Annotated in this window: 12 protein-coding genes, 3 rRNA genes and 2 riboswitches; of the genes, 2 read left to right on the top strand and 13 right to left on the bottom strand. The window is 50.1% G+C overall.

The genetic code is table 11. From position 1 onward, the window contains the following. Nucleotides 1-291: 291 nt before the first annotated feature. A complete protein-coding gene (locus R50912_RS03285) occupies nucleotides 292-2,433 on the bottom strand; it encodes a DNA topoisomerase III (RefSeq protein ID WP_042232421.1) in 2,142 nt (713 codons plus the stop codon). Between the two features lie 127 nt (nucleotides 2,434-2,560). On the opposite strand from R50912_RS03285, the gene tsaA reads away from it, so the two are divergent. Both tsaA and R50912_RS03275 read left to right on the top strand, forming a co-directional pair. Beyond that, nucleotides 2,561-3,010 carry a tRNA (N6-threonylcarbamoyladenosine(37)-N6)-methyltransferase TrmO gene (gene tsaA, locus R50912_RS03280; RefSeq protein WP_042232419.1) on the top strand — a complete coding sequence of 150 codons (450 nt, stop codon included), beginning with the start codon at nucleotides 2,561-2,563 and terminating at the stop codon, nucleotides 3,008-3,010. Nucleotides 3,011-3,032: 22 nt separating this feature from the next. Next, entirely contained in the window at nucleotides 3,033-3,938 is a 906-nt protein-coding gene (locus tag R50912_RS03275) for an AraC family transcriptional regulator (protein ID WP_042232417.1), read from the top strand. A 76-nt stretch (nucleotides 3,939-4,014) separates the two neighbouring features. Here R50912_RS03275 and R50912_RS03270 read toward each other — a convergent pair whose 3' ends face one another. The 12 genes from R50912_RS03270 to R50912_RS03215 all read right to left on the bottom strand — a co-directional run bounded on the left by R50912_RS03270 (nucleotide 4,015) and on the right by R50912_RS03215 (nucleotide 21,634). Continuing rightward, nucleotides 4,015-5,151: a DUF4179 domain-containing protein gene (locus R50912_RS03270; protein ID WP_042232414.1), complete on the bottom strand. Its 1,137-nt coding sequence runs from the start codon at nucleotides 5,149-5,151 to the stop codon at nucleotides 4,015-4,017. After that, entirely contained in the window at nucleotides 5,126-5,719 is a 594-nt protein-coding gene (locus R50912_RS03265; protein ID WP_231637764.1) for an RNA polymerase sigma factor, read from the bottom strand. Before R50912_RS03265 ends, R50912_RS03270 begins: the two co-directional genes overlap by 26 nt. 153 nt (nucleotides 5,720-5,872) lie before the next feature. Next, the gene (locus tag R50912_RS03260; protein ID WP_042232410.1) at nucleotides 5,873-6,619 is read right to left on the bottom strand and encodes an acyl-[acyl-carrier-protein] thioesterase; all 747 of its coding nucleotides are present in this window, start codon (nucleotides 6,617-6,619) and stop codon (nucleotides 5,873-5,875) included. Between the two features lie 233 nt (nucleotides 6,620-6,852). Continuing rightward, nucleotides 6,853-6,969, bottom strand: a 5S ribosomal RNA gene (gene rrf / locus R50912_RS03255). 127 nt (nucleotides 6,970-7,096) lie between these two features. Next, a 23S ribosomal RNA gene (locus R50912_RS03250) occupies nucleotides 7,097-10,025 on the bottom strand. A 388-nt stretch (nucleotides 10,026-10,413) separates the two neighbouring features. Beyond that, nucleotides 10,414-11,971: ribosomal RNA gene (locus R50912_RS03245) — 16S ribosomal RNA — on the bottom strand. The 16S, 23S and 5S rRNA genes sit together here, the layout of an rRNA operon. Nucleotides 11,972-12,374: 403 nt before the next feature. Further along, the gene (locus R50912_RS03240; protein WP_231637763.1) at nucleotides 12,375-13,166 is read right to left on the bottom strand and encodes a transglutaminase-like domain-containing protein; all 792 of its coding nucleotides are present in this window, start codon (nucleotides 13,164-13,166) and stop codon (nucleotides 12,375-12,377) included. A gap of 32 nt (nucleotides 13,167-13,198) precedes the next feature. Beyond that, nucleotides 13,199-13,279, bottom strand: a riboswitch (cyclic di-GMP riboswitch). A 73-nt stretch (nucleotides 13,280-13,352) separates the two neighbouring features. Beyond that, a riboswitch (cyclic di-GMP riboswitch) is annotated at nucleotides 13,353-13,433 on the bottom strand. Between the two features lie 127 nt (nucleotides 13,434-13,560). After that, nucleotides 13,561-14,214: a class D sortase gene (locus R50912_RS03235; protein ID WP_042232406.1), complete on the bottom strand. Its 654-nt coding sequence runs from the start codon at nucleotides 14,212-14,214 to the stop codon at nucleotides 13,561-13,563. A gap of 169 nt (nucleotides 14,215-14,383) precedes the next feature. Then, complete coding sequence (locus R50912_RS03230) at nucleotides 14,384-14,788, bottom strand: GtrA family protein (protein ID WP_042232404.1); 405 nt, start codon at nucleotides 14,786-14,788, stop codon at nucleotides 14,384-14,386. Further along, a complete protein-coding gene (locus R50912_RS03225) occupies nucleotides 14,778-15,755 on the bottom strand; it encodes a glycosyltransferase family 2 protein (RefSeq protein ID WP_081956361.1) in 978 nt (325 codons plus the stop codon). The genes R50912_RS03230 and R50912_RS03225 overlap by 11 nt, the downstream gene beginning before the upstream one ends. An 84-nt stretch (nucleotides 15,756-15,839) precedes the next feature. Continuing rightward, nucleotides 15,840-19,679 carry a phospholipid carrier-dependent glycosyltransferase gene (locus tag R50912_RS03220; protein ID WP_052415948.1) on the bottom strand — a complete coding sequence of 1,280 codons (3,840 nt, stop codon included), beginning with the start codon at nucleotides 19,677-19,679 and terminating at the stop codon, nucleotides 15,840-15,842. After that, complete coding sequence (locus R50912_RS03215) at nucleotides 19,676-21,634, bottom strand: glycosyltransferase family 39 protein (RefSeq protein WP_156122918.1); 1,959 nt, start codon at nucleotides 21,632-21,634, stop codon at nucleotides 19,676-19,678. The genes R50912_RS03220 and R50912_RS03215 overlap by 4 nt, the downstream gene beginning before the upstream one ends. Nucleotides 21,635-21,677: the final 43 nt, after the last annotated feature.

Here is a 21,677-nt window from a genome sequence, read left to right as displayed (position 1 = left end):
TCCGCTTTTCCATAAACACAACAAAACTACCGGATGCTCCGGCAGTCTTGTTGTTCTCGAAGCCTTCCCTCTCTGGAAGGAAAACTAACTTCTATATAACAGAGCTTAGAATAAACATGCTGCTCTTACGTTAACTAGTCTTACGCTTGCCTTGGCTTGTATCTTTATTTGTATCTTGGCTTCTATCTTCGTTTGTATCTTCGTTTGTATCTTGGCTCATCGTTTGTTGCTCACTTCATTTAAGTCGCTCACTTCATTTAATGCACTTTTGCCTATACACAGTAGGCTATCTTATTTCCCCTTCTGCTTGGCTTCCATCGCTGCCTTCAGCAATTCACCAAGGTTAGAGCCGCCGGCGCTTTCCGGCTTGCTGTACTGCTGGACCAGCTTCTGCTGTTCACGTTTGTTAATATGCTTGTGGTCCTTATCCATCGTCTCCGTAATCCCGCAGCCGAGGCATTGCACATACATCCCTGCCTTGCCTTCCTTAAGCTCCATCTTCTTATGGCACTGCGGACAGCGGCGGTTTGACAGCTGCTTCTCCCCTGCGCGGGTATAGCCGCAGTCCTCTTTGGGGCAGACCAGCAGCTTGCCGCGTTTGGTCTTCTTCTCCAGCATTCTTGTCCCGCATTCCGGACAATGGCTGTTAGAGACATTATGCGGCTTGTATTCCGCCCCGCTATTCTTGACCCCGGACACCAGCTCCTGGGCCATACTGCGGATGCTCTGCAGAAAAGGCTCCGGACGACCTTGCCCGCGCGCGATTTTCTCCAGCTCCGCTTCCCAGCGTGCCGTCAGCTCCGGCGTGCGCAGCTGTCCGGAGACCAGTCCGATCAGCTGTTTCCCTTTGCCCGTCGGATGCAGCAGATTACCCTGCCGCTCAATCGTATCCGAGCTGACCAGCTTCTCGATAATATCGGCACGGGTTGCCGGTGTTCCCAGCCCGTACTTCTCCATCTGCGTCAGCAGCGAAGCTTCATTATAACGCTTAGGCGGCTGCGTCCGGCCGGGCTTGATGATGCAGCGCTCAATTTTTACGCTGTCGCCCTCCCGCAGCTCCGGCAGCTTCACACTGCCCGCTGCAGGCTCGTCGCCCGCATTCTCATCCTCCTCATCCGAACTCATATCCCCGCCATAGACTTCGCGCCAGCCCGCGTCCTTAACCGTAGTGCCTTTAACCTGGAACGTTTCTCCCTCCACGCTCACCGTCACAGCCACTGCATCATAACGTGCCGGAGGATAGAACAGGCTGATGAACCGCCGTACAATCAGATCATACAGCTTCCGTTCTTCCGCACTTAATAGATTAAGCAATACCGTCTGCTCTGTTGGAATAATTGCGTGATGGTCACTGACCTTACTGTCGTCAACAATCCGTTTCGTAACCGGCAGCGGTTTGCGCAGTAGCGGTCTAGCGAGGGCCGCATACGGTCCGACTGCTACGCTGTCCAATCTTTCCTTTAGCGTACCCGTCATATCGGCAGTCAGGTAGCGGCTGTCCGTACGCGGATAAGTAACCAGCTTATGCTGTTCATACAGCTTTTGCAGCAGGCTTGAGGTTTGTTTGGCCGAGAAGCCAAATTTACGGTTTGCATCCCGCTGCAGCTCCGTCAGGTCATAGGCCAGCGGATGGGGTTCGCTTTTCTCGCTTTTGTGCACCTTAGTGATCCGTCCGCTGCGGCCAGTCAGCTTCTCCTTCAGAATACCCGTCTTGTCTCTGTCAAAAATCCGGCCGTCCCCGCCCTGCGCACGCCATCCCGCCTGGAAATTGCCGAAATCGGCAGTCAGCTGATCGTATTCCTGGGAACGGAAGCCCGTGATTTCATTCTCCCGGTCCATAATCATGCCAAGCGTTGGTGTCTGTACACGTCCTGCCGAGAGCGGCGCACCGAACTTACAGGTTAAGGCGCGCGTAATGTTCAGCCCGATCATCCAATCCGCCTCTGCACGGCAGCGGGCAGACTCATACAACCGGTCGAAGTCCTTGCCTGGACGAAGCGCGGCGAAGCCTTCCTTAATCGCCTTATCCGTCTGCGAGGAAATCCATAGCCGCTTGAATGGCTTCTTCCACCCAGCCATATTCATGATCCAGCGTGCCAGCAGCTCTCCCTCACGCGCAGCATCCGTCGCAACGATCAGCTCCTCAATATCCTGCCGTTTCATCAGCTGCTGTACCGCTTTGTATTGCTGGCTGGTCTCCCGCAGCACCTTCAGCTTGGCCTTCTCCGGAAGAATCGGCAAATCCTCCAATGCCCAGGTAGCATATTTATTGTTATAGTCCTCAGGCTCAGCCAGGCCAACCAGATGCCCCAGAGCCCAGGTAACCACATATTTCGGCCCCTCCATATAGCTCTTTTGCTTATTTCCGCAGCCCAGCACCCGGGCAATCTCCCGGGCAACCGATGGCTTCTCCGCCAGTACCAGTACCTTCATAATTCTCTCCCCTCCATATCAACAACCTATTATACCACGGGATAAAAGACCGCAAATATCATCAGGCTGATTTCATTTCATTTCAGCTAAACTAGAATTATTCCCCAGCCGAAAGGAGTCACAGCCAATGCTCACATCAGAACCGTATAATGTTATATCAGTAGGTGTAGTATCCGTATCCGGATCACAGCACAACCTGCGTCTCGAGATTAAACCTCAATACAGACCTGCCTTGAAGGGGCTGGCTGATTTCAGCCACTGCCAGATTCTCTGGTGGATTCATGAATTTGCAGACGATGCCTTCCGGCGTACTACGCAGATTGAGCCTCCATATGAGGCTCCGGTAACGGGTGTATTTGCCACACGTTCTCCCGTACGCCCTAATCCCATTGGCCTTTCTGTGGCCGAAATTGTGTCCGTTGATGTTGGACAGGGAATGGTTGAGGTTACCGGACTGGATGCCTATCCAGGAACGCCTGTGCTCGATATCAAAGCCTATTTTCCTGCTACCGACCGTGTCCGTCATGTCAGAGTCCCTGAATGGGCGTCCTCTTGGGGAGAGTGGGCTCTAGAGTAAAACTAGTACGAGGAGAGAGCTCATGACTAACTGCAAGCTTATTCTGCAAGCGATTGAGTACATTGAATCCAATCTGAAGCAACCATTGTCTGTCCTGAACCTCTCCAGAGTGAGCGGTTATTCGTTGTATCATTTTATCCGGCTGTTCCAGGGGGTTACCGGGCTAACACCCGGCGACTACATCGCAAGACGTCGAATTTCCGAGGCTGCCCGTGAGATTCTGAGAACGCCTGACCGCAGCTTCCAGGATATTTCCCTGGATTATTCCTTTAACGATTATGAGACCTTCACCCGTGCCTTCAAAAGATTGCTCCATACCACCCCCACCCGTATCCGCCAAAAATCAAATCCGGATATCCCTCTGCTGCTGCATCCTATACGGGGAATGGATCTGCCGCACTGGACCGTCCACAACACCGGATCTCCGGAAATCATTGAGCTCGGGGAAATCAGACTTCAGGGACCGTTTATTACAGTTAACAACGATCCTTCTATTATAGGTGCCGCTTGGGAAAAGCTATTTAGCGGTATTTCTTCCATTCCCTGCCGTAAGCTTCCAGAGCGGTATTATCAGCTTGGCTATTGGCCGGATAATTATGAGGATAGCGGCATCTCTTTTCTCTGTGGCTGTGAGTTGAACGCATCACCGCCTTTACCATCCGGCACTACACTTCGGGCAAACAGAGGACAAGCAGATAGTGATCTTCCCGTTCACATCCTGCCACCAGCGCGTTATCTCAAGTTTCTGCATAAAGGTCCCTCAGCAGAAGTCTCGGCTACATACAAATATATATATGGCGTATTTCTGCCCGGAACCGATTATCGCCTAAACCTCACTTATGAATTTGAATATTATGGTGCAGGCTATCTTGGCCCGGATAATCCGGATTCAGTAAGTGAGATCTACATTCCGTTAACTTTGCTTTGAATACAAACAAGTCCGCCTCTGCAGAGCAGACGCGGACAAGAATCCAGTTCATTTTACGCATAACTAATTCTCTGATTTAAGGAATCACTATTGTGGTCTCAAGTTCTTTATAATAAGTTTTTAACCTCTCACCATTACCATCCAGCAAGAGATTCAATTCACTATCAAAAGTACAAGTATACGGTCTAACCGTAACCGTCTTTGGTTTTTGCGGGAAGACATCGTATATATTATCCAGAATAGGATGGCGAAGTGCTTTACCCATCCCATATCCCATTTGCCGGGGATTGATCACATTGCCGACATCATCCACAAGCTCATAGAATACTTCGGTAGGCGCATATTCTCCTGTCTGCTCCGCCGAGGCAGGCACTTCCCCTTCACTGGTTACGATCAATCTTAGGGTAGCAGGCGTAATGTCCAGACTCTTCACTGTGTACTGGAAGGAGCCTTTGCTTGCCCCCTGACCTGGAGTAAGATTAATGACCCCCTCCGTTACTTTTTTCACCGTTACCTGGAACTCAAACGGCTCTGCGATCTGAGCAACAGGCACCTGGATATCCACCTTGAATTCGTCTCCTAAGGCTGCAGTGTTCCGCAGATTATTCAGCTCTAATAGCAGGGTATGCGGTTGTCCATGTACGTCACCTGTAGAAGAGGAGCCGAAGTTAATGGGCTCACCGGACACCTGAGTAACTACAGGCAGCCCCAGTAGCCCTTTGGTCGATTGATCAAAGTCATGGGTTTTAAAATCAGTAATCTCCGCCAGAACCCGTTCATCCATGATTCCCGCTCTCTCAAATCCAATGGCTAACCGGGCACCGTCATAAAATACTTCTGTAACACTTAAAGTAACTCCATCCTTTGTAACGCTCATGTTAGGTGAAGTAGTCAGGCCCTTCTCCGCCGCCAATTTCAAACCAGGGTCCTCCATGTGCTTGAATATACTGCTAAATACGGGGAATTGACTCAATGTATCGGCCCATACAGGGGAGATGAATCCTGCTGTTACTGTACCTAACCCGATCATTACGGCCACACATGCGGCTGCTAACGTCTTTTTAAACAATTTACTGCCTCTTTTTATCTCCATATGCTCAATACGGTTCATAATTTGCTCATTATAGGTGTCTACAGGGAGTTGAATCTTTCCGATGCTGCTGCGAATGTAATCCACCGTTTGCTTCTCAGTTTGATTCTGCCACTTCTCCACGAGTGCAGCCTCCTTCGTTCGCTTTTTGCAAGATCAGTTTTCTCCGGAGCCTTTCATACTTCTTGCGGAGCGCCGCTGAACTCCTCCCGGTAATTTGCGCAATTTCTTCGAAGCTGTATTGTTCGATGACACGCAGGATCAACAAACTGCGCTCCTCCGAAGTTAGGTCTCCGAACATTTTGTCCACAGGTGAATCATCTGGAGACTCAGGAGCTTCCCGTACCAGCTGCAATTTATATAGTGACATTAACCGGTTGCGGCGCTTATTCCTGCGAAGCTGGTCCAGGCAATGATGATAAGCTACCTTATATAACCAAGCTGAAAAAGAGACACGCTTCTCATAACGCCCAAGCTCCTGATACACCTTCACAAATATATCCTGTACAGCATCCTCTGCTTCTTCACGGCTCCTCAAAATATAATAGCAATACGTATATATTTGCCGTTCATATGCAGTTATCACTGAAGTAAAAGCATGCTTTTCACCTGCACGTACCTTATCAATCGCTTCTTCAATTCGATTTGGATTCACTTGGCCCCCAGGATTGCCTTGCTCCAAAAGAATCACCTCCGTTTACCTCTTACCTCTATATAACGAATGCCAGGTGCGGATTTGTGACATCCCGGGAATTAGCTTTATATACGAAAAAACGGCAGTCCTTTGAACACCGGGTAGCTACCGTTAGTTAATGCTATTTATAATACTTTAGTTGTTAAAGGACTATCGCGCCAGTCTAAGACAAGCTTCAAAAAACACCTTGTCCCCGCCTTGCCCGCGTACATATACTCCTTCTTCAGTCCGGGAGGACCGTAAAATACTAATTTCCTCCCCATACTGGGCTTCCTGCGCATAGGTTATGTGAAGACCGCTGAGCTCCAGTTCCCCCCATTCCTCCAAGGTCAGCGCATCGCAGCATAAATCTACATACCTTGCATTGTTCAGATGCCCGTTGTTATCGAGCCCGCTATATCTTACTTGATAGCAATAGGCTTCCTGCAGAGAAAGATCAGCGGGAATCATTACTTTGTCCGGGAGACTTCCTACCGAATCCTCCAGATAAGGCTCTACAGCAATGGGAAGGGCTGAAGGTCGAAGGATCTTCCGCTTATCCATATCCACAAGCGCCCAGATCGAGCGTGCCGCTGCCAATTCTACAGCATTACTATCAAAAATCCGATAATCCCGCTGCCAGAGCGCTCCTTTGTTTCCTTTACTCCAGGTACGCACATTAAGAAGCTCGTTAGGCGACGGTAAATGTCGAAGTTCTAGATCGAGTGTGATAACCATCCAGCCCATTCTTGCATTAAGCATTGTATCAATACTTAAACCCAGACTGCTTACAGCCGAATCCGCAGCACGCTGCATAATATCAAGAAGAAAGGAGAGCTTGCCCCTTGACCGAAAATCAGTGTCACTTGCATGAACCATAAATTCCTCTGTCCACAAAAGGTTGCCGTGCTTGTCCATAACTTTACGCTCCTTTACGCATCCATCCACAATTCCCTCTGTGTATCCACATTATCTAACACGATATCCACATGTGTATAAGTTTTCATTTCTTTCTATTTACCGCCGAATTATACACAAGCTATGCACAAAATTCACAAGCAGCACCAGAAATAGGGCCCTAAGTAATTGTAATACTATTCTCTATAGGACACAAAAAAGCCATTGTCGATTGCTCAACAATGGCTTCATGTGCTTGGCGGCGTCCTACTCTCCCAGGACCCTTCGGTCCAAGTACCATCGGCGCTGGAGGGCTTAACGGTCGTGTTCGGGATGGGTACGCGTGGAACCCCTCCGCTATCGCCACCAAACATGCGTCTGTGAAACAGACGCTGCCGCTTGAAATTCGGTTCATCACGGATGTGTGAATGAATTTCATGGCGTACAGGCTTGATCGCCTGAAAACTGAATCCGAAACGAATCTGCGCTCTAAGAAATTTGGATAAGCCCTCGACCGATTAGTATTGGTCAGCTCCATGCATTGCTGCACTTCCACCTCCAACCTATCTACCTCGTCGTCTTCAAGGGGTCTTACTAGTTGGGAAATCTCATCTTGAGGGGGGCTTCACGCTTAGATGCTTTCAGCGCTTATCCCGTCCGTACGTAGCTACTCAGCCATGCTCCTGGCGGAACAACTGATGCACCAGCGGTACGTCCATCCCGGTCCTCTCGTACTAAGGACAGCTCCTCTCAAATTTCCTGCGCCCACGACAGATAGGGACCGAACTGTCTCACGACGTTCTGAACCCAGCTCGCGTACCGCTTTAATGGGCGAACAGCCCAACCCTTGGGACCTACTTCAGCCCCAGGATGCGATGAGCCGACATCGAGGTGCCAAACCTCCCCGTCGATGTGGACTCTTGGGGGAGATAAGCCTGTTATCCCCAGGGTAGCTTTTATCCGTTGAGCGATGGCCCTTCCATGCGGTACCACCGGATCACTAAGTCCGACTTTCGTCCCTGCTCGACTTGTAGGTCTCGCAGTCAAGCTCCCTTATGCCTTTGCACTCTGCGAATGATTTCCAACCATTCTGAGGGAACCTTTGAACGCCTCCGTTACTCTTTAGGAGGCGACCGCCCCAGTCAAACTGCCCGCCTGACACGGTCCCCGTACCCGCTTAGGGTACTAGGTTAGAACCTAGATACGATCAGGGTGGTATCCCAACGGCGCCTCCGCAGAAGCTTGCGCTCCTGCCTCAACGGCTCCCACCTATCCTGTACAGATCGTACCCAAATTCAATATCAAGCTGCAGTAAAGCTCCATGGGGTCTTTCCGTCTTGTCGCGGGTAACCTGCATCTTCACAGGTATTAAAATTTCACCGGATCTCTCGTTGAGACAGCGCCCAAGTCGTTACGCCATTCGTGCGGGTCAGAATTTACCTGACAAGGAATTTCGCTACCTTAGGACCGTTATAGTTACGGCCGCCGTTTACTGGGGCTTCGGTTCACAGCTTCGGGTTGCCCCTAACCACTCCCCTTAACCTTCCAGCACCGGGCAGGCGTCAGCCCGTATACTTCGCCTTGCGGCTTCGCACAGACCTGTGTTTTTGCTAAACAGTCGCTTGGGCCTTTTCACTGCGGCCCCCTCGGGCTATTCACCCTACCGAGGCACCTCTTCTCCCGAAGTTACGAGGTCATTTTGCCGAGTTCCTTAACGAGAGTTCTTCCGCGCGCCTTAGAATTCTCTTCTCGCCTACCTGTGTCGGTTTGCGGTACGGGCACCTTCTCCTGGCTAGAGGCTTTTCTTGGCAGTGTGAGATCATGACCTTCGCTACTACAATTTTCGCTCCCCATCACAGCCCAGCCTTATTGATGTGCGGATTTGCCTACACATCAGCCTCACTGCTTAGACGGACATATCCATCAGTCCGCGTCACTACCCTCCTGCGTCACCCCATCGCTCATAGCGGATTACGGTGGTACAGTAATTTCAAACTGTTGTCCTTCGACTACGCCTTTCGGCCTCGCCTTAGGTCCCGACTTACCCTGAGCGGACGAGCCTTCCTCAGGAAACCTTGGGCTTTCGGCGGATCAGATTCTCACTGATCTTTTCGTTACTCATACCGGCATTCTCACTTGTATGCTGTCCAGCGCTCCTTACGGTACACCTTCAACCTACATACAACGCTCCCCTACCCCAGATACAAAGTATCTAGCCATAGCTTCGGTGGTGTGTTTAGCCCCGTTACATTTTCGGCGCAGAGTCACTCGACCAGTGAGCTATTACGCACTCTTTCAATGGTGGCTGCTTCTAAGCCAACATCCTGGTTGTCTGTGCAACTCCACATCCTTTCCCACTTAACACACACTTGGGGACCTTAGCTGATGGTCTGGGCTGTTTCCCTTTTGACAATGGATCTTAGCACTCACTGTCTGACTCCCGGCAAGAAGTTAATGGCATTCGGAGTTTGACTGAGCTTGGTAACCCTTGCGGGCCCCGCACCCAATCAGTGCTCTACCTCCACCACTCCATTCACCGAGGCTAGCCCTAAAGCTATTTCGGGGAGAACCAGCTATCTCCGAGTTCGATTGGAATTTCTCCGCTACCCCCACCTCATCCCCGCATTTTTCAACATGCGTGGGTTCGGGCCTCCAGTGCGTGTTACCGCACCTTCACCCTGGACAGGGGTAGATCACACGGTTTCGGGTCTACGTCCACATACTTAATCGCCCTATTCAGACTCGCTTTCGCTGCGGCTCCGTCTTCTCGACTTAACCTTGCATGTTAAACGTAACTCGCCGGTTCATTCTACAAAAGGCACGCCATCACCCAGTAATAGGGCTCTGACTTTTTGTAAGCACACGGTTTCAGGTTCTATTTCACTCCCCTTCCGGGGTGCTTTTCACCTTTCCCTCACGGTACTGTTTCACTATCGGTCGCCAGGTAGTATTTAGCCTTAGCAGATGGTCCTGCTGGATTCATACGGGGTTTCACGTGCCCCGCACTACTCGGGATCCGTCTCGGAGAGAACACAGTTTAGGCTACAGGGCTTTTACCTCTATCGCGGGCCTTTCCAGACCTCTTCACCTACCATATTCCTTTGTAACTCCATGTGAGACGTCCCACAACCCCAAGGGGCAAGCCCCTTGGTTTAGGCTGTTCCGCGTTCGCTCGCCGCTACTGACGGAATCACTATTGTTTTCTCTTCCTCAGGGTACTTAGATGTTTCAGTTCCCCTGGTCTGCCTCTGCGTATCCTATGTATTCAGATACGAGTAACTGCGAATTACCACAGCTGGGTTTCCCCATTCGGACACCCCCGGATCAAAGCTTGCTTACAGCTCCCCGAGGCAGTTTCGTTGTTCGCCACGTCCTTCGTCGGCTCCTGGCGCCTAGGCATCCTCCGTGTGCTCTTATTAGCTTAACCAATCGCTCCGGTATTGGCTCATTCGCTCATCTTGTTTTAAACAGCGCTTCCGGATGAATCCGTCCGCTAGTCTGTTTAAAGCCAAAAGTCGCTCATAATCCAAAACCATCGCTCAGCATGACTAATAACTATTTCAACTTGCTTACACAAGTTTCAGCTAAAAGATGTTCTAAAACGCAAATTCGTTTCGGTATCCAGTTTTCAAGGATCAAGGCGCTGAAATTTCGGGACAATCACGACTGTGATGTTCGAAAATTCAGACCGTTTAAAGATGAGAGCTTAAACTCTCAAAACTGACCAACGAGTGAGTGTTTGAACCCTAAGGTTCGTTGTGGAAGCTTTAGCTTCCGATTTGAATGTTTCCGTTGCAGGAAACGATTCTCCATAGAAAGGAGGTGATCCAGCCGCACCTTCCGATACGGCTACCTTGTTACGACTTCACCCCAATCATCTACCCCACCTTCGGCGGCTGGCTCCCTTGCGGGTTACCCCACCGACTTCGGGTGTTGTAAACTCTCGTGGTGTGACGGGCGGTGTGTACAAGACCCGGGAACGTATTCACCGCGGCATGCTGATCCGCGATTACTAGCAATTCCGACTTCATGCAGGCGAGTTGCAGCCTGCAATCCGAACTGAGACCGGCTTTGCTGGGATTGGCTCCACCTCGCGGTTTCGCTTCCCGTTGTACCGGCCATTGTAGTACGTGTGTAGCCCAGGTCATAAGGGGCATGATGATTTGACGTCATCCCCACCTTCCTCCGGTTTGTCACCGGCAGTCACTCTAGAGTGCCCAGCCTTACCTGCTGGCAACTAAAGTCAAGGGTTGCGCTCGTTGCGGGACTTAACCCAACATCTCACGACACGAGCTGACGACAACCATGCACCACCTGTCTCCGATGCTCCGAAGAGGGGCACTATCTCTAATGCTTTCATCGGGATGTCAAGACCTGGTAAGGTTCTTCGCGTTGCTTCGAATTAAACCACATACTCCACTGCTTGTGCGGGTCCCCGTCAATTCCTTTGAGTTTCAGTCTTGCGACCGTACTCCCCAGGCGGAGTGCTTACTGTGTTAACTTCGGCACCAAGGGTATCGAAACCCCTAACACCTAGCACTCATCGTTTACGGCGTGGACTACCAGGGTATCTAATCCTGTTTGCTCCCCACGCTTTCGCGCCTCAGCGTCAGTTACAGCCCAGAAAGTCGCCTTCGCCACTGGTGTTCCTCCACATATCTACGCATTTCACCGCTACACGTGGAATTCCACTTTCCTCTTCTGTACTCAAGTCACCCAGTTTCCAGTGCGACCCCAGGTTGAGCCCAAGGTTTAAACACCAGACTTAAATGACCGCCTGCGCGCGCTTTACGCCCAATAATTCCGGACAACGCTTGCCCCCTACGTATTACCGCGGCTGCTGGCACGTAGTTAGCCGGGGCTTTCTTCTCAGGTACCGTCACTCCGGTAACAGTTACTCTACCGGACGTTCTTCCCTGGCAACAGAGCTTTACGATCCGAAAACCTTCATCACTCACGCGGCATTGCTCCGTCAGGCTTTCGCCCATTGCGGAAGATTCCCTACTGCTGCCTCCCGTAGGAGTCTGGGCCGTGTCTCAGTCCCAGTGTGGCCGTTCACCCTCTCAGGTCGGCTACGCATCGTCGCCTTGGTGAGCCGTTACCCCACCAACTAGCTAATGCGCCGCAGGCCCATCCCCAAGTGGCAGATTGCTCCGCCTTTCATTCTCTCTTCAGGAGAGGAAAGAAATTATCCGGTATTAGCTACCGTTTCCGATAGTTATCCCAGTCTTGAGGGCAGGTTGCCTACGTGTTACTCACCCGTCCGCCGCTAAGTTCATTTGAAAGCAAGCTTTCAAATGAACTCCGCTCGACTTGCATGTATTAGGCATGCCGCCAGCGTTCGTCCTGAGCCAGGATCAAACTCTCCAAATTGGTTTTAGAAAGAGCGATTGCTCATTTTGAAACATCTGACGAGAATTTTCATTCTCACGATGAAGTTTCTAAAGCGTACAAGACGCTGTGAAACTCATCATTTTTGGATCTCGCCGAAGCGATCTCCCACTCACTCGTTGTTCAGTTTTCAAAGATCAAGCTTGTTGTCAACGACGACTACCGCGTCACCAGCAACTCTTATAATATATCACGTTCATCCGAGTAATGCAAGCTTTATTTTGAAATCACTTATTTAAGTCATTTCTCATTAAGTTTGCCGCTCCAACAACGCTTACTTATAATACCCTATCTCTCTACTAAAAAGCAACCCTTTCCTAAATAAAAATAACCCGCTTAATAATTAAGCGGGTTATCCTCAATGAAACTATAAATGCATCTGCTCTTAGTAGAACTTAGCTGCAGTATATTTACTTGCTACTTTAACCAGATCTGCTGTTTTGCTGTTCTTGGCAAGTCCAGCATCAACTGTAGTATCAATAGTTACCCATTTGCCATTAAGGAACACTTCATTCCAAGCGTGGTAAGACGTCACATAGCTTGTGTTACCCATAACCAGTTTGGTAGGAATACCTTCACTGCGAAGCATAGTAGCGAATAAGGAAGCGTAGTCGTAGCAGATTCCTTTCTTGGAAACAAGAGTACTGTCGTTGTTAGGGATGTAATCTGTAGTTACACTGGAAGCCAGGGAATAATCATACTTCACATTGGCAACGATATAATTATAGATAGCCTTCACTTTGTCTTCATCTGATGTCAAACCTTGTGTAAGTTGTGCTGCTTTCAGAACTGCTTTATCGGAAGAACTCCATTTAACATTCTGTACGGAGCTCAGATATACTGCGTTGGCGTTGCTCAGGCTAAGATCTACCGTCTCGGAAGAAATTACTTTGTATTTGTTGCCGGTAGTGTTCTCAAGTACGGAAACCTTGTATGAACCGTTACCTTGTTGCAGCGGGAATGTTTCAGTTGGTTTGGAGGTGTACAAGTTGTAAGTGTAGCTGTTATTGTCTTTGGTGATCATCAGCTTAATCTTCTTATCCTTAGGAACATTATAAGATACTCCGATAACACCCTGATCCAGTTGACCTATGTTCAACCAGCCTGCATCTGCATTAGCAGCTTGAGCTGTACCTGTCTGCATCGACGTAACCACTACGAATAGTGTAACCAACATTAGATAGAACTTCTTCATTGGATAAAACCCCTTTCGGTAGCTGGCTGCCATCCTTACGGGAAGGCCCTTTAGCTTTGCGTCCCTACCTTTCGATAGGTTTGCCGTTATCGTATAAGCTTTATCTGTCCTTGCTTCTACCATAAAATGCTAGATATACAATAAGAACAAACAAAAAAAGCCTCTTCATTCGGTAGCTGGCTGCCATCCTTACGGGAAGGCCCTTTAGCTTTGCGTCCCTACCTTTCGATAGGTTTGCCGTTTATCGTGTATTAGCTTTATATAGTTATATCTTACCATATCTATTTCTATTATCAAGACCTAAATCACTAGATTTCTGCGAAAACAAATAAAAATTTTAAGTATTTTAAATTTTTCCGTCATCATTCTACAAACATCAGGATAACTTTGCGTGAATGATAAGTCTATGCGTTGGATTCACCAGCGGATCACAAGTAATGAGTGTAAGAATCTTGTCATCCTCATTCCCTTTCAATACGGATACATCGGTCGGTTCCACAATAGTTACATCATAAACTACATAATTGTATTCCTGCTTACCGGTTGTAACGGAAATAGCGTCCCCCACTCCGACTTCATTCAATCTATTGAACAGCCTTCCCGTAGTTCTTGATCTATGCGCTGCAATCGCAGCATTGCCAGTAGCGCCGAGCGGAGCCGTCTCCTTCATATGCGCAGCTGCATGCTTCATATTCGCCTTGGTGGCGCCTTCCAGTACAGGCAGCTTCAGATCTATTTTGTCGATTTTGATAATCGCCATCACCTTGCCTCCGACTTCAATCTCAGGCGCTGCAGAGGGTTCAGGCTCTTCCGCAGCCGACTCATCTGCCAGCAGCTGGGTTACTTCCGCGTAAGGCTTACTTAGATCAGCACTGGCCGGAGCTGAGGCAGACGGAACGATTTCACTGTAGGCCTGTTCAGCCTCTTCCAGCAGCTTTTGCTGCTGACGGTCATTGTACCATTCGCTTCCTTTGGGATAGAGCATAATTAGCACCCCGGCAAGTATAATCAAATAGGATAATTTCCGCATGACAATCGCCTCCGTAATATAGAATAGATGATACCCTTCCGGAATAATTAAGAAGCAATGCTTCTATATAACAAGTAGAAACGACTTTACCGTCCTTTTTAAGGACGGTACCGTTTCAGCGAGAAATAGAAGGTAATTTATAGCAGCAAGCATATAAATTCATATATTTTCAGAATACCCACTTCCGGCTTCCGAAGAAATTAATGATTACCGTAACAAATGTGACCAGCACTTTGGCGATCAGCACTTGAATACCGAGAGAATCGGTCAATATATGAATCAGCAGCACCGATATAACCAGCACCAACAGGTTCAGCACGATAAACCTGACCAGCTGCATCCGGTCGAAGCCCTCTTTATTGCCGATGTCCCTGTCACGGAAGGTTACCTTTTTGTTCCAGAAGAAGCTGTTGGCCGTACCGGCGCTATAGGAAATAATCTGCGCAGGGGTATTGATCATCCCAAGGGAATGCAGCAGTGTGAATACAGCAAAGTCAACCAATGTATTCAGCAGGCCTACCGCATTGAATTTCAGGAACTGGATGAACCCCGCACTCCATCTCTTATCTGGCATAATCGCTTTCCTTCCGCGTGTCTTCTATTTCCGCATCCGGATAGCCTTTGGTCTCACGCACAATATAGAGCGGTCTGTCCTTCGACTCATCATAGATCCGTCCGATATACTCTCCAATTACCCCCAGCAGCATCAGCACAATCCCATTGAAGAGCAGGTTCACGCCAACTATAGATGCCCATCCGGGTACGGTCCAGGAGGTAAAGATTTTTTGGAACAATACCAGGAACAGATAGATGAAGCTGGAAAAGGACAGAAAGAATCCGATATAGGATGCGATTTTGAGCGGTTTGTGGGAAAAGGAGGTGATGCCGTCGAGCGCAAACCGGATCATTTTCTTGAGCGGATACTTCGTTTCCCCGGCAAAGCGCTCCTCCCGCACATATTCTACCATGGTCTGCCGGAAGCCTACCCAGCTCACCAGACCCCGGACGTACCGGTTCTTCTCCTTCAGACCGCGCAGCACATCACAGACTTTACGGTCGATCAGCCGGAAGTCCCCGGTATCGGTAGGGATTTCAACACTGGTCATACTGCTGAGCAGGCGGTAAAAGATCTTAGCGGTGACTTTCTTGAATAAAGTCTCCCCGTGACGCTTCAACCGCTTGGCATACACAACTTCGTAGCCCTCTTTCCACTTCGCAATCATCTGCAGAATAACCTCAGGAGGATCTTGGAGGTCTGCGTCAATCACCACGACTGCCTGGCCTTCGGCATAATCCATACCAGCCGTAATCGCCACCTGGTGGCCGAAATTACGGGAGAAGTCGATCAGCTTGACATGCTCATCCCGGCTGCTGATCTCGCGCATGATCTCCGCCGTACGGTCCCGGCTGCCGTCATTGACGAAAACCAGTTCATAGGAATCGCCGCAACCATCCATTACTTTTTTGAGCCGCTCATAGGTTACCTGAATGACTTCCTCCTCATTGAACATGGGGACAATCACACTGTATCTGGCTTTCACCTTAGTTCCTCCTATAAGTTTCTACGAGATCCCCCGCAATAAAACTGACTTTTTAAGCATCTGTGCCTCATTAAATAGTGCCCCCTAGAATACCCAGGAAGGGAACCACCGCAGTACCGTATTTATATAACTGCTATTAACCTGCATTCCGGATAATACCGGATAGAACATTACAAACAGGATGGCTGCTGCAGCCACATAGGCATACCGCAGGTATTTAGCATCGCCGAATCTGCTGTCAAGCAGCTTCAGGATATAGACAACCGACAGAATCATAAACGGCACCATCGCAAAATAATGGTACAGGAACGTCTCACGCGGCACAAGCATCCACGGAACATACTGTGAGAAGAACCCGATCCAGATCATGTACAGATTCTTGTCCCGGCGTTTCACGGTAAACCACACGGCTGCCAGCATAGCGAAGATTCCTGTCCACCAGATGAGCGGATTCCCCATGGTCACGATGCTGCTGGCCTTGCCTTCCGGCAATCCTTCACCGCCGCTGAAGAACCAGACCGGACGTTTCATGAACGGCCACTCCCACCAGGAGGAGGCGAACGGATGCGTTGCTACAAGCTGGCTGTGATAGTTGTACATATTTTTCTGGGCATCAATCAGTCCCTTAATGGTGAAGCCTTCCGCCGAAGCAGAGAGCGCCGGTACAAAGGACAGGCTATAGATGATAACCGGGATAGCAATAAAGAATAGGATGCAGCTGGCCAAAGTGATGATGGTGTTCTTCCAGAAGGACTGGTCCGCTGTCCGGCAGGCCGCTTTGAGCCCCTGACCGGTCAGCTTGCCTTCAGCCAGCAGACGGCCTGCAGCCTTATACTCCCTATACCGCTCAAACAGCGCCAGTGCCAGCATCACCGCAAGTCCTGCCCCTCCGTACAGGACAATCCACTTGGAGGCCACTCCGATTCCGAAGAACAGTCCGGACCAGAACAGCGGAACCAGCGTTGTGCGCAGCGGCATACGGTAGAAGTTCATCGTATAATACCGCTGCATGAAATAGAACATCAGCATAATGAAGAATACGCCGTATACATCAATCGTCGAGATGCGCGTCTGGGTGAAATGCATGAAGTCCAGGGCGAACAGTCCGGCTGCTAATGCAGCATACGTAGTCTTCCGGAACAGCCGCATCGCCATAATATAGATCAGCGGTAGCATAGCAATTCCAAACAGCGTGCCGATGATACGCCAGCCAAACGGATTAACGCCAAACAGCTCCATGCCGGCACCGATCAGCAGCTTGCCAAGCGGCGGGTGCGTATTCTCATAAGGGACAATATCATGATAATGTTCATAAGCCGTCCGCGCATGATAGATTTCATCAAAATACGTACTGTTCATGAAATTCGAATTTTCCGGGATCAAGGACTGCTCATCGAACAGATGGGCTGGTTCCCCTCTTTTGGCGGCAGCAGCGGCATCCGGTGTAACTCCGGCAATCGGCAGAGGCGTCTTCGGTGCCTCCTGGCCATAGAACGCCACTTCATTCAGGGTGAAGCCCGGAGAGGTGACTGTCAGCTTGACGTATCTTGCCGATACGTTCAGCGGCTGGCTTTTCCATATGAAGACATTGCCGACATCCTCGCTCACATCCAGCGGGCTGCTCCAATTATCCGGAGTCTGGCTGAACTCCAGCTGAAACTTGCCCGTGCCGACACCGCCGAAGATATTTACCCGCTCCAGCTGGTGGGCCTGCCCCAGATCCACATAGAAGCTCTCGCCGCTGGCGGCAGGCTCCCACAGGGTTTCAGGCGACTTATTGTCCCCCAGATGATAAAGCGCAAGCGCTCCATAGAGCACCGTTATGGCGATCATCCAGATCCAGTCTCTGCGCTGCAGCTTCAGCGGGGAACGCCGTTCTTGCTTGGCAAGGGGCTGAATCCCCTCTGCAAGCCGCACATCTGCTTCAAATTCAGCCTGCGTAGTAACAGGCTCTGGCAGGAGCTTTGTTGCTTTGCGGATATATACATCGTACCCAACATACAGCAGATATAATGCCAGAACTACGGTCGTAATCGCTGTAACCAGGACAATTCCGTCTGTCGGCGGATTGCTGCCGGTATTGAGATAGGCCAGCGTATAGCCTACATTAATATATTGAGTCAGTGAGAATCCGAGAAACAGCGTCAGGAAACGCCGGTCCTTGCTCTCAATGAAGGTGAATAGAGACAGTAGCAGAACAGGATACAGGTAGCGTTCATGCATTTTGGTACCAAATACAAAGACAACCGTGATCAGCACCATGCCGAGGAAATACGATTTAGATAGATCCTTACGGTCCTTGGTATTGAAGGAATAATAAGCAGCAAGAGCTACTGCTACAAGTATGAAGATAAAGCCCCATATGCGGTAAGGTATGCCGAGCCAGGTGACATCAAGCGCTGACCACATCGGATCCGTCAAAGCATAAAGATTGAATGCATTAACCGTAGAATACGGATAAGAAGATAAAGTGCTCTTATATAATTCAATCACTCCGGCAAAACCACCGTTATTCCAGAAGAATGGGGCTGCGAGCAGAGCAAATATTCCCAGTCCATAGACAGCGCCCAGAGCAAGCTGCTTCCAGGCACGGTGATGATAGAAGGCAAAGAGCAGGACCGGTGTGAAAATCAGCGCCTGCGGTTTGATCAGTGTGGCAATGGCGAAAAAGATTGCTGCGCGTACAAAGGTTCTATCCACTACTCCCATTATGCTGAGCAGCAGGAAGATAAGGAAGAAGGAGTCTGCTTGTCCCCACGCTGCAGAGTCCATCAGCACTGCCGGGTTAAACAGGAACAGCATCATCAGCCCGATCGCAAGTCCGGGTCCGATCTTGGTGCGCGCGCCTTTGTAGATGATCCAGCCAAGCACGAGGTCGGAGATGATGGCCGGCAGCTTATACAGCACAGTCTCTGCGCCTGATCCGCCCGCAAAGCTAAACAATCCTCGGAGCAGACTCAGCAGGTACAGCACATACAAGTAGCCTGGGGGGTAATCCGCGAAATAGCCTTCTTCATAGAATTTGCCCGGACCAAGATCAGTCAGACGATGGCTCCAAGCCATGAATGTATTCATATCATTCTGATAGCCCTGCGCAGTCAGGCCAATCCAGATCCGCAGAATAAACGCTACACCAAACAAGACATACAGCCAGCGTGTATAGATCACGTCCTGCTGGTTCAGCAGGCGTTTACTGCTGAAGGCTCTGTGATATAAAAGAGCAAAGAACACACTGAACACTGCCGATATCAGCAGCAGCTTGGCAGGTGACACCTTATGCGGTGTTTCTGCCGGCTGGCTCCCGCCGCCCGCATCCGCCCCGGCCGCCGGTGCACCGCTGTCCAGCGATACAATGCTCACGCCTTCCGGGGCTGTATCCAGCTGTTCTACGGACAGATCATCGAAATAGGCCTTGCCCTGAATCAGGTTGGCATATCCGCCCAGGGCAGCACCTATCCCGATCTCGGTCTGCTCTTTGCCGGTCTGGCCGATGAACTCGAGATACTGCCAATCGCCAGCTGTATCCTGGGTGGCGGGATAACCGCCGCCAATCCCGACTGGGAATATATTAGCACCCATTCCCCCGCCTGCTGTACTGACTATTTTGACATAACCCGAGATCTTATAGTAGCTGTCCGGCGAGACGGCAACCGTCTGTACCCACTTCAGGTGATTGGGTTCAAGGTTCTCAATGACTGCCGCTTTGCTGCCGGAGTGAACATCCTCGGACTGAACGGACAGCAGACCGGAGGCATCGCCCGGGATCCACATATCTTTGCTCCAGCCGGCTGGAGCACCGTCCTCCCCATCCTCAAAACCCGGATTCTGCAGTAAATTCCCCTCAGCATAAACGTTTGTTACAGGAAGAATAAATAATAAGAGCATCAGTATAACGGTTGCCGCCGCACGTGTATTCTTGGTCATCGTTCCACCCTCACCTCGTCAATGTTAATCCAGCCGTTACCGCCGGTTATGTAAACTTCTGCCTGCATCCCCTGCTCCAGCGCGACCACAGGAAGTGTAACCTGATGATAATCTTCCCCTGCCTGCAGTTCGGCTTCTGCCAGCAAAGTGCCGGCTGCACGGATTCCGATCTTCCCGCCGCCGCTGCCGCCTGCACTAACCATGGCGGACAGCTTGTAGTCACCGGCTGCCGCGGCAAAAACCTGCGACACGCTTTTGTCAGCTCCCGCATCAAGATAAGCCAGCCTAGTTCCGGCGTAAGGCTTATTATCAGCCACTCCCGTTCCCGCAGTGAATGTCCAGCCCGAAGTTCCTTCTTCAAACCCCCCATTCCTAAATTCAGCAGCGGGATTCTCCGGAGCTACCGGAAGCCTGTCCGCTTTGTCATTAGTAAGCATTACACTGTAGTTGGCGAAACGCTTAACTGTATATGCTGCACTTGCCGCAGGAAGCGGAGAGCTATTCCCAAAGATATATGCGGCATTGGCAGGCACCATGTTCAAATCGTCAAATCTGTATCTCCCAAAGGAGGATACACGCTGGAAAGCTTCTCCCGGATTGGCGTAAACGACGGAATTCTGGAAGTCCTGCGGATTGATCCGCTCATAGAACAGCACATAAATGTATGGCATATTCACATTATTGGTAATATAGATTTCTCCCGGGCTGTGTTCGGAAGCATACTGCACCGCCTCGCCGAAAGAATCATAAAAAGCCGGCCCGATCCGGCCGGGGAACTCACGGAAATAATCATTGGAGAACAGGACAAAAAATATTGTAAACACTGCAGCGGCCAGTACAGCAGCCCCCTTGACTCTCCCCGCAAGCCACACAAATCCGGCGCTTACCAGCATGATGAACGGATAGAAAATAATATTGATCCGGTTGATATTTACACTTGTAATAAACGCCATCAGCACGGCAATCAGGAACCAGAGCAGCAAGATTCCATACCCTGCGTTCTCCCGCCGCCTGGTCCACCATGAATGTATAAGGACAACCAGTCCCAGCAACGCAAAGGGCAGCGCGATCGGGTACGCATAGCCATAAGGAGAAATTGAATTCCATGGCAAGCCGTCAGTCCCGCTAAGCATAAGCTTGCTGAATGCACTGAAGTTATCCGCAGCTGCCCTCCCCAGCTGTCCGCTGAACACGGATGAGATCTCCTCCACACGCGGCATCGTAAGCCTGGGAATAGTGAACAATGGAGTGGCTATGTCCGGCATAGCGTAACGGTTAATAACAATAAATAATAGTATAGGTAGGGCCATTGCTGCAAACAGCAGGCTGTTCCACACAAGAGTCCGGAGCTTAAGCATCTTGCTATACAATAGAAGAATTGCCGTACCAAGTGCAAATAACGGGACAAAAAAGTAAGCTGTTCCATAGGCATACAGCGAGAGGGCCAGCATGCCGGCAAACGCATAAAACCATCTCGGATTGTCGAAGGATCTTAGCAGAAGGTACACAGCTATCAAAATCATCGTAGGAAACAGATTCGATTCCAGCGCCCACCTTGACATCATAATATGCCAGGGATTAATCGCAATAAAGAACATGGCTGCGATTCCTGCTCCGGATGAGGCGGACAGCCGTTTCATAATCAGGTAGAAGAAAATCATGGCCAGCAAGCCCATGACCATACTGAGTGCCCGCACAGACAGCGGCGTCAGGCCGAACAGCAGAATAAACGGCATGGACAAGTAGGCATACAGCGCATTCTGTCCGCTGCCCCAGGCGATAAGATGAACGGGCAGATGTACACCATTGCGGTCCATCCCGTAGTGAAGAATGGCGTAAGCATCATAGCCGATAGATGCTTCGTCCTGGTTCAGTCCCGGAGGAATTGAATTTATGTATATGATACGAACGATTGCCCCCAGTAGAAACAAAAGGTACGGCCAGGGATTGTTCATGCAGGACTTGTAAGCTCTCGTAAGTAAGCCGGACAACGTTTAT

Origin of the sequence: Paenibacillus sp. FSL R5-0912 (genome assembly GCF_000758605.1) — a bacterium.
Taxonomy (GTDB): domain Bacteria; phylum Bacillota; class Bacilli; order Paenibacillales; family Paenibacillaceae; genus Paenibacillus_AQ.
This window is presented reverse-complemented; position numbering and strand designations above follow the sequence as displayed.

Excerpts from the sequence above, each read along its gene's own strand:
- R50912_RS03240 (WP_231637763.1), bottom strand. The coding sequence starts at position 13,166 with ATGTTGGTTACACTATTCGTAGTGGTTACGTCGATGCAGACAGGTACA.
- tsaA (WP_042232419.1), top strand. The coding sequence starts at position 2,561 with ATGCTCACATCAGAACCGTATAATGTTATATCAGTAGGTGTAGTATCC.
- R50912_RS03285 (WP_042232421.1), bottom strand. The coding sequence starts at position 2,433 with ATGAAGGTACTGGTACTGGCGGAGAAGCCATCGGTTGCCCGGGAGATT.
- R50912_RS03235 (WP_042232406.1), bottom strand. The coding sequence starts at position 14,214 with ATGCGGAAATTATCCTATTTGATTATACTTGCCGGGGTGCTAATTATG.
- R50912_RS03260 (WP_042232410.1), bottom strand. The coding sequence starts at position 6,619 with ATGGACAAGCACGGCAACCTTTTGTGGACAGAGGAATTTATGGTTCAT.
- R50912_RS03275 (WP_042232417.1), top strand. The coding sequence starts at position 3,033 with ATGACTAACTGCAAGCTTATTCTGCAAGCGATTGAGTACATTGAATCC.
- R50912_RS03215 (WP_156122918.1), bottom strand. The coding sequence starts at position 21,634 with ATGAACAATCCCTGGCCGTACCTTTTGTTTCTACTGGGGGCAATCGTT.
- R50912_RS03230 (WP_042232404.1), bottom strand. The coding sequence starts at position 14,788 with ATGCCAGATAAGAGATGGAGTGCGGGGTTCATCCAGTTCCTGAAATTC.
- R50912_RS03220 (WP_052415948.1), bottom strand. The coding sequence starts at position 19,679 with ATGACCAAGAATACACGTGCGGCGGCAACCGTTATACTGATGCTCTTA.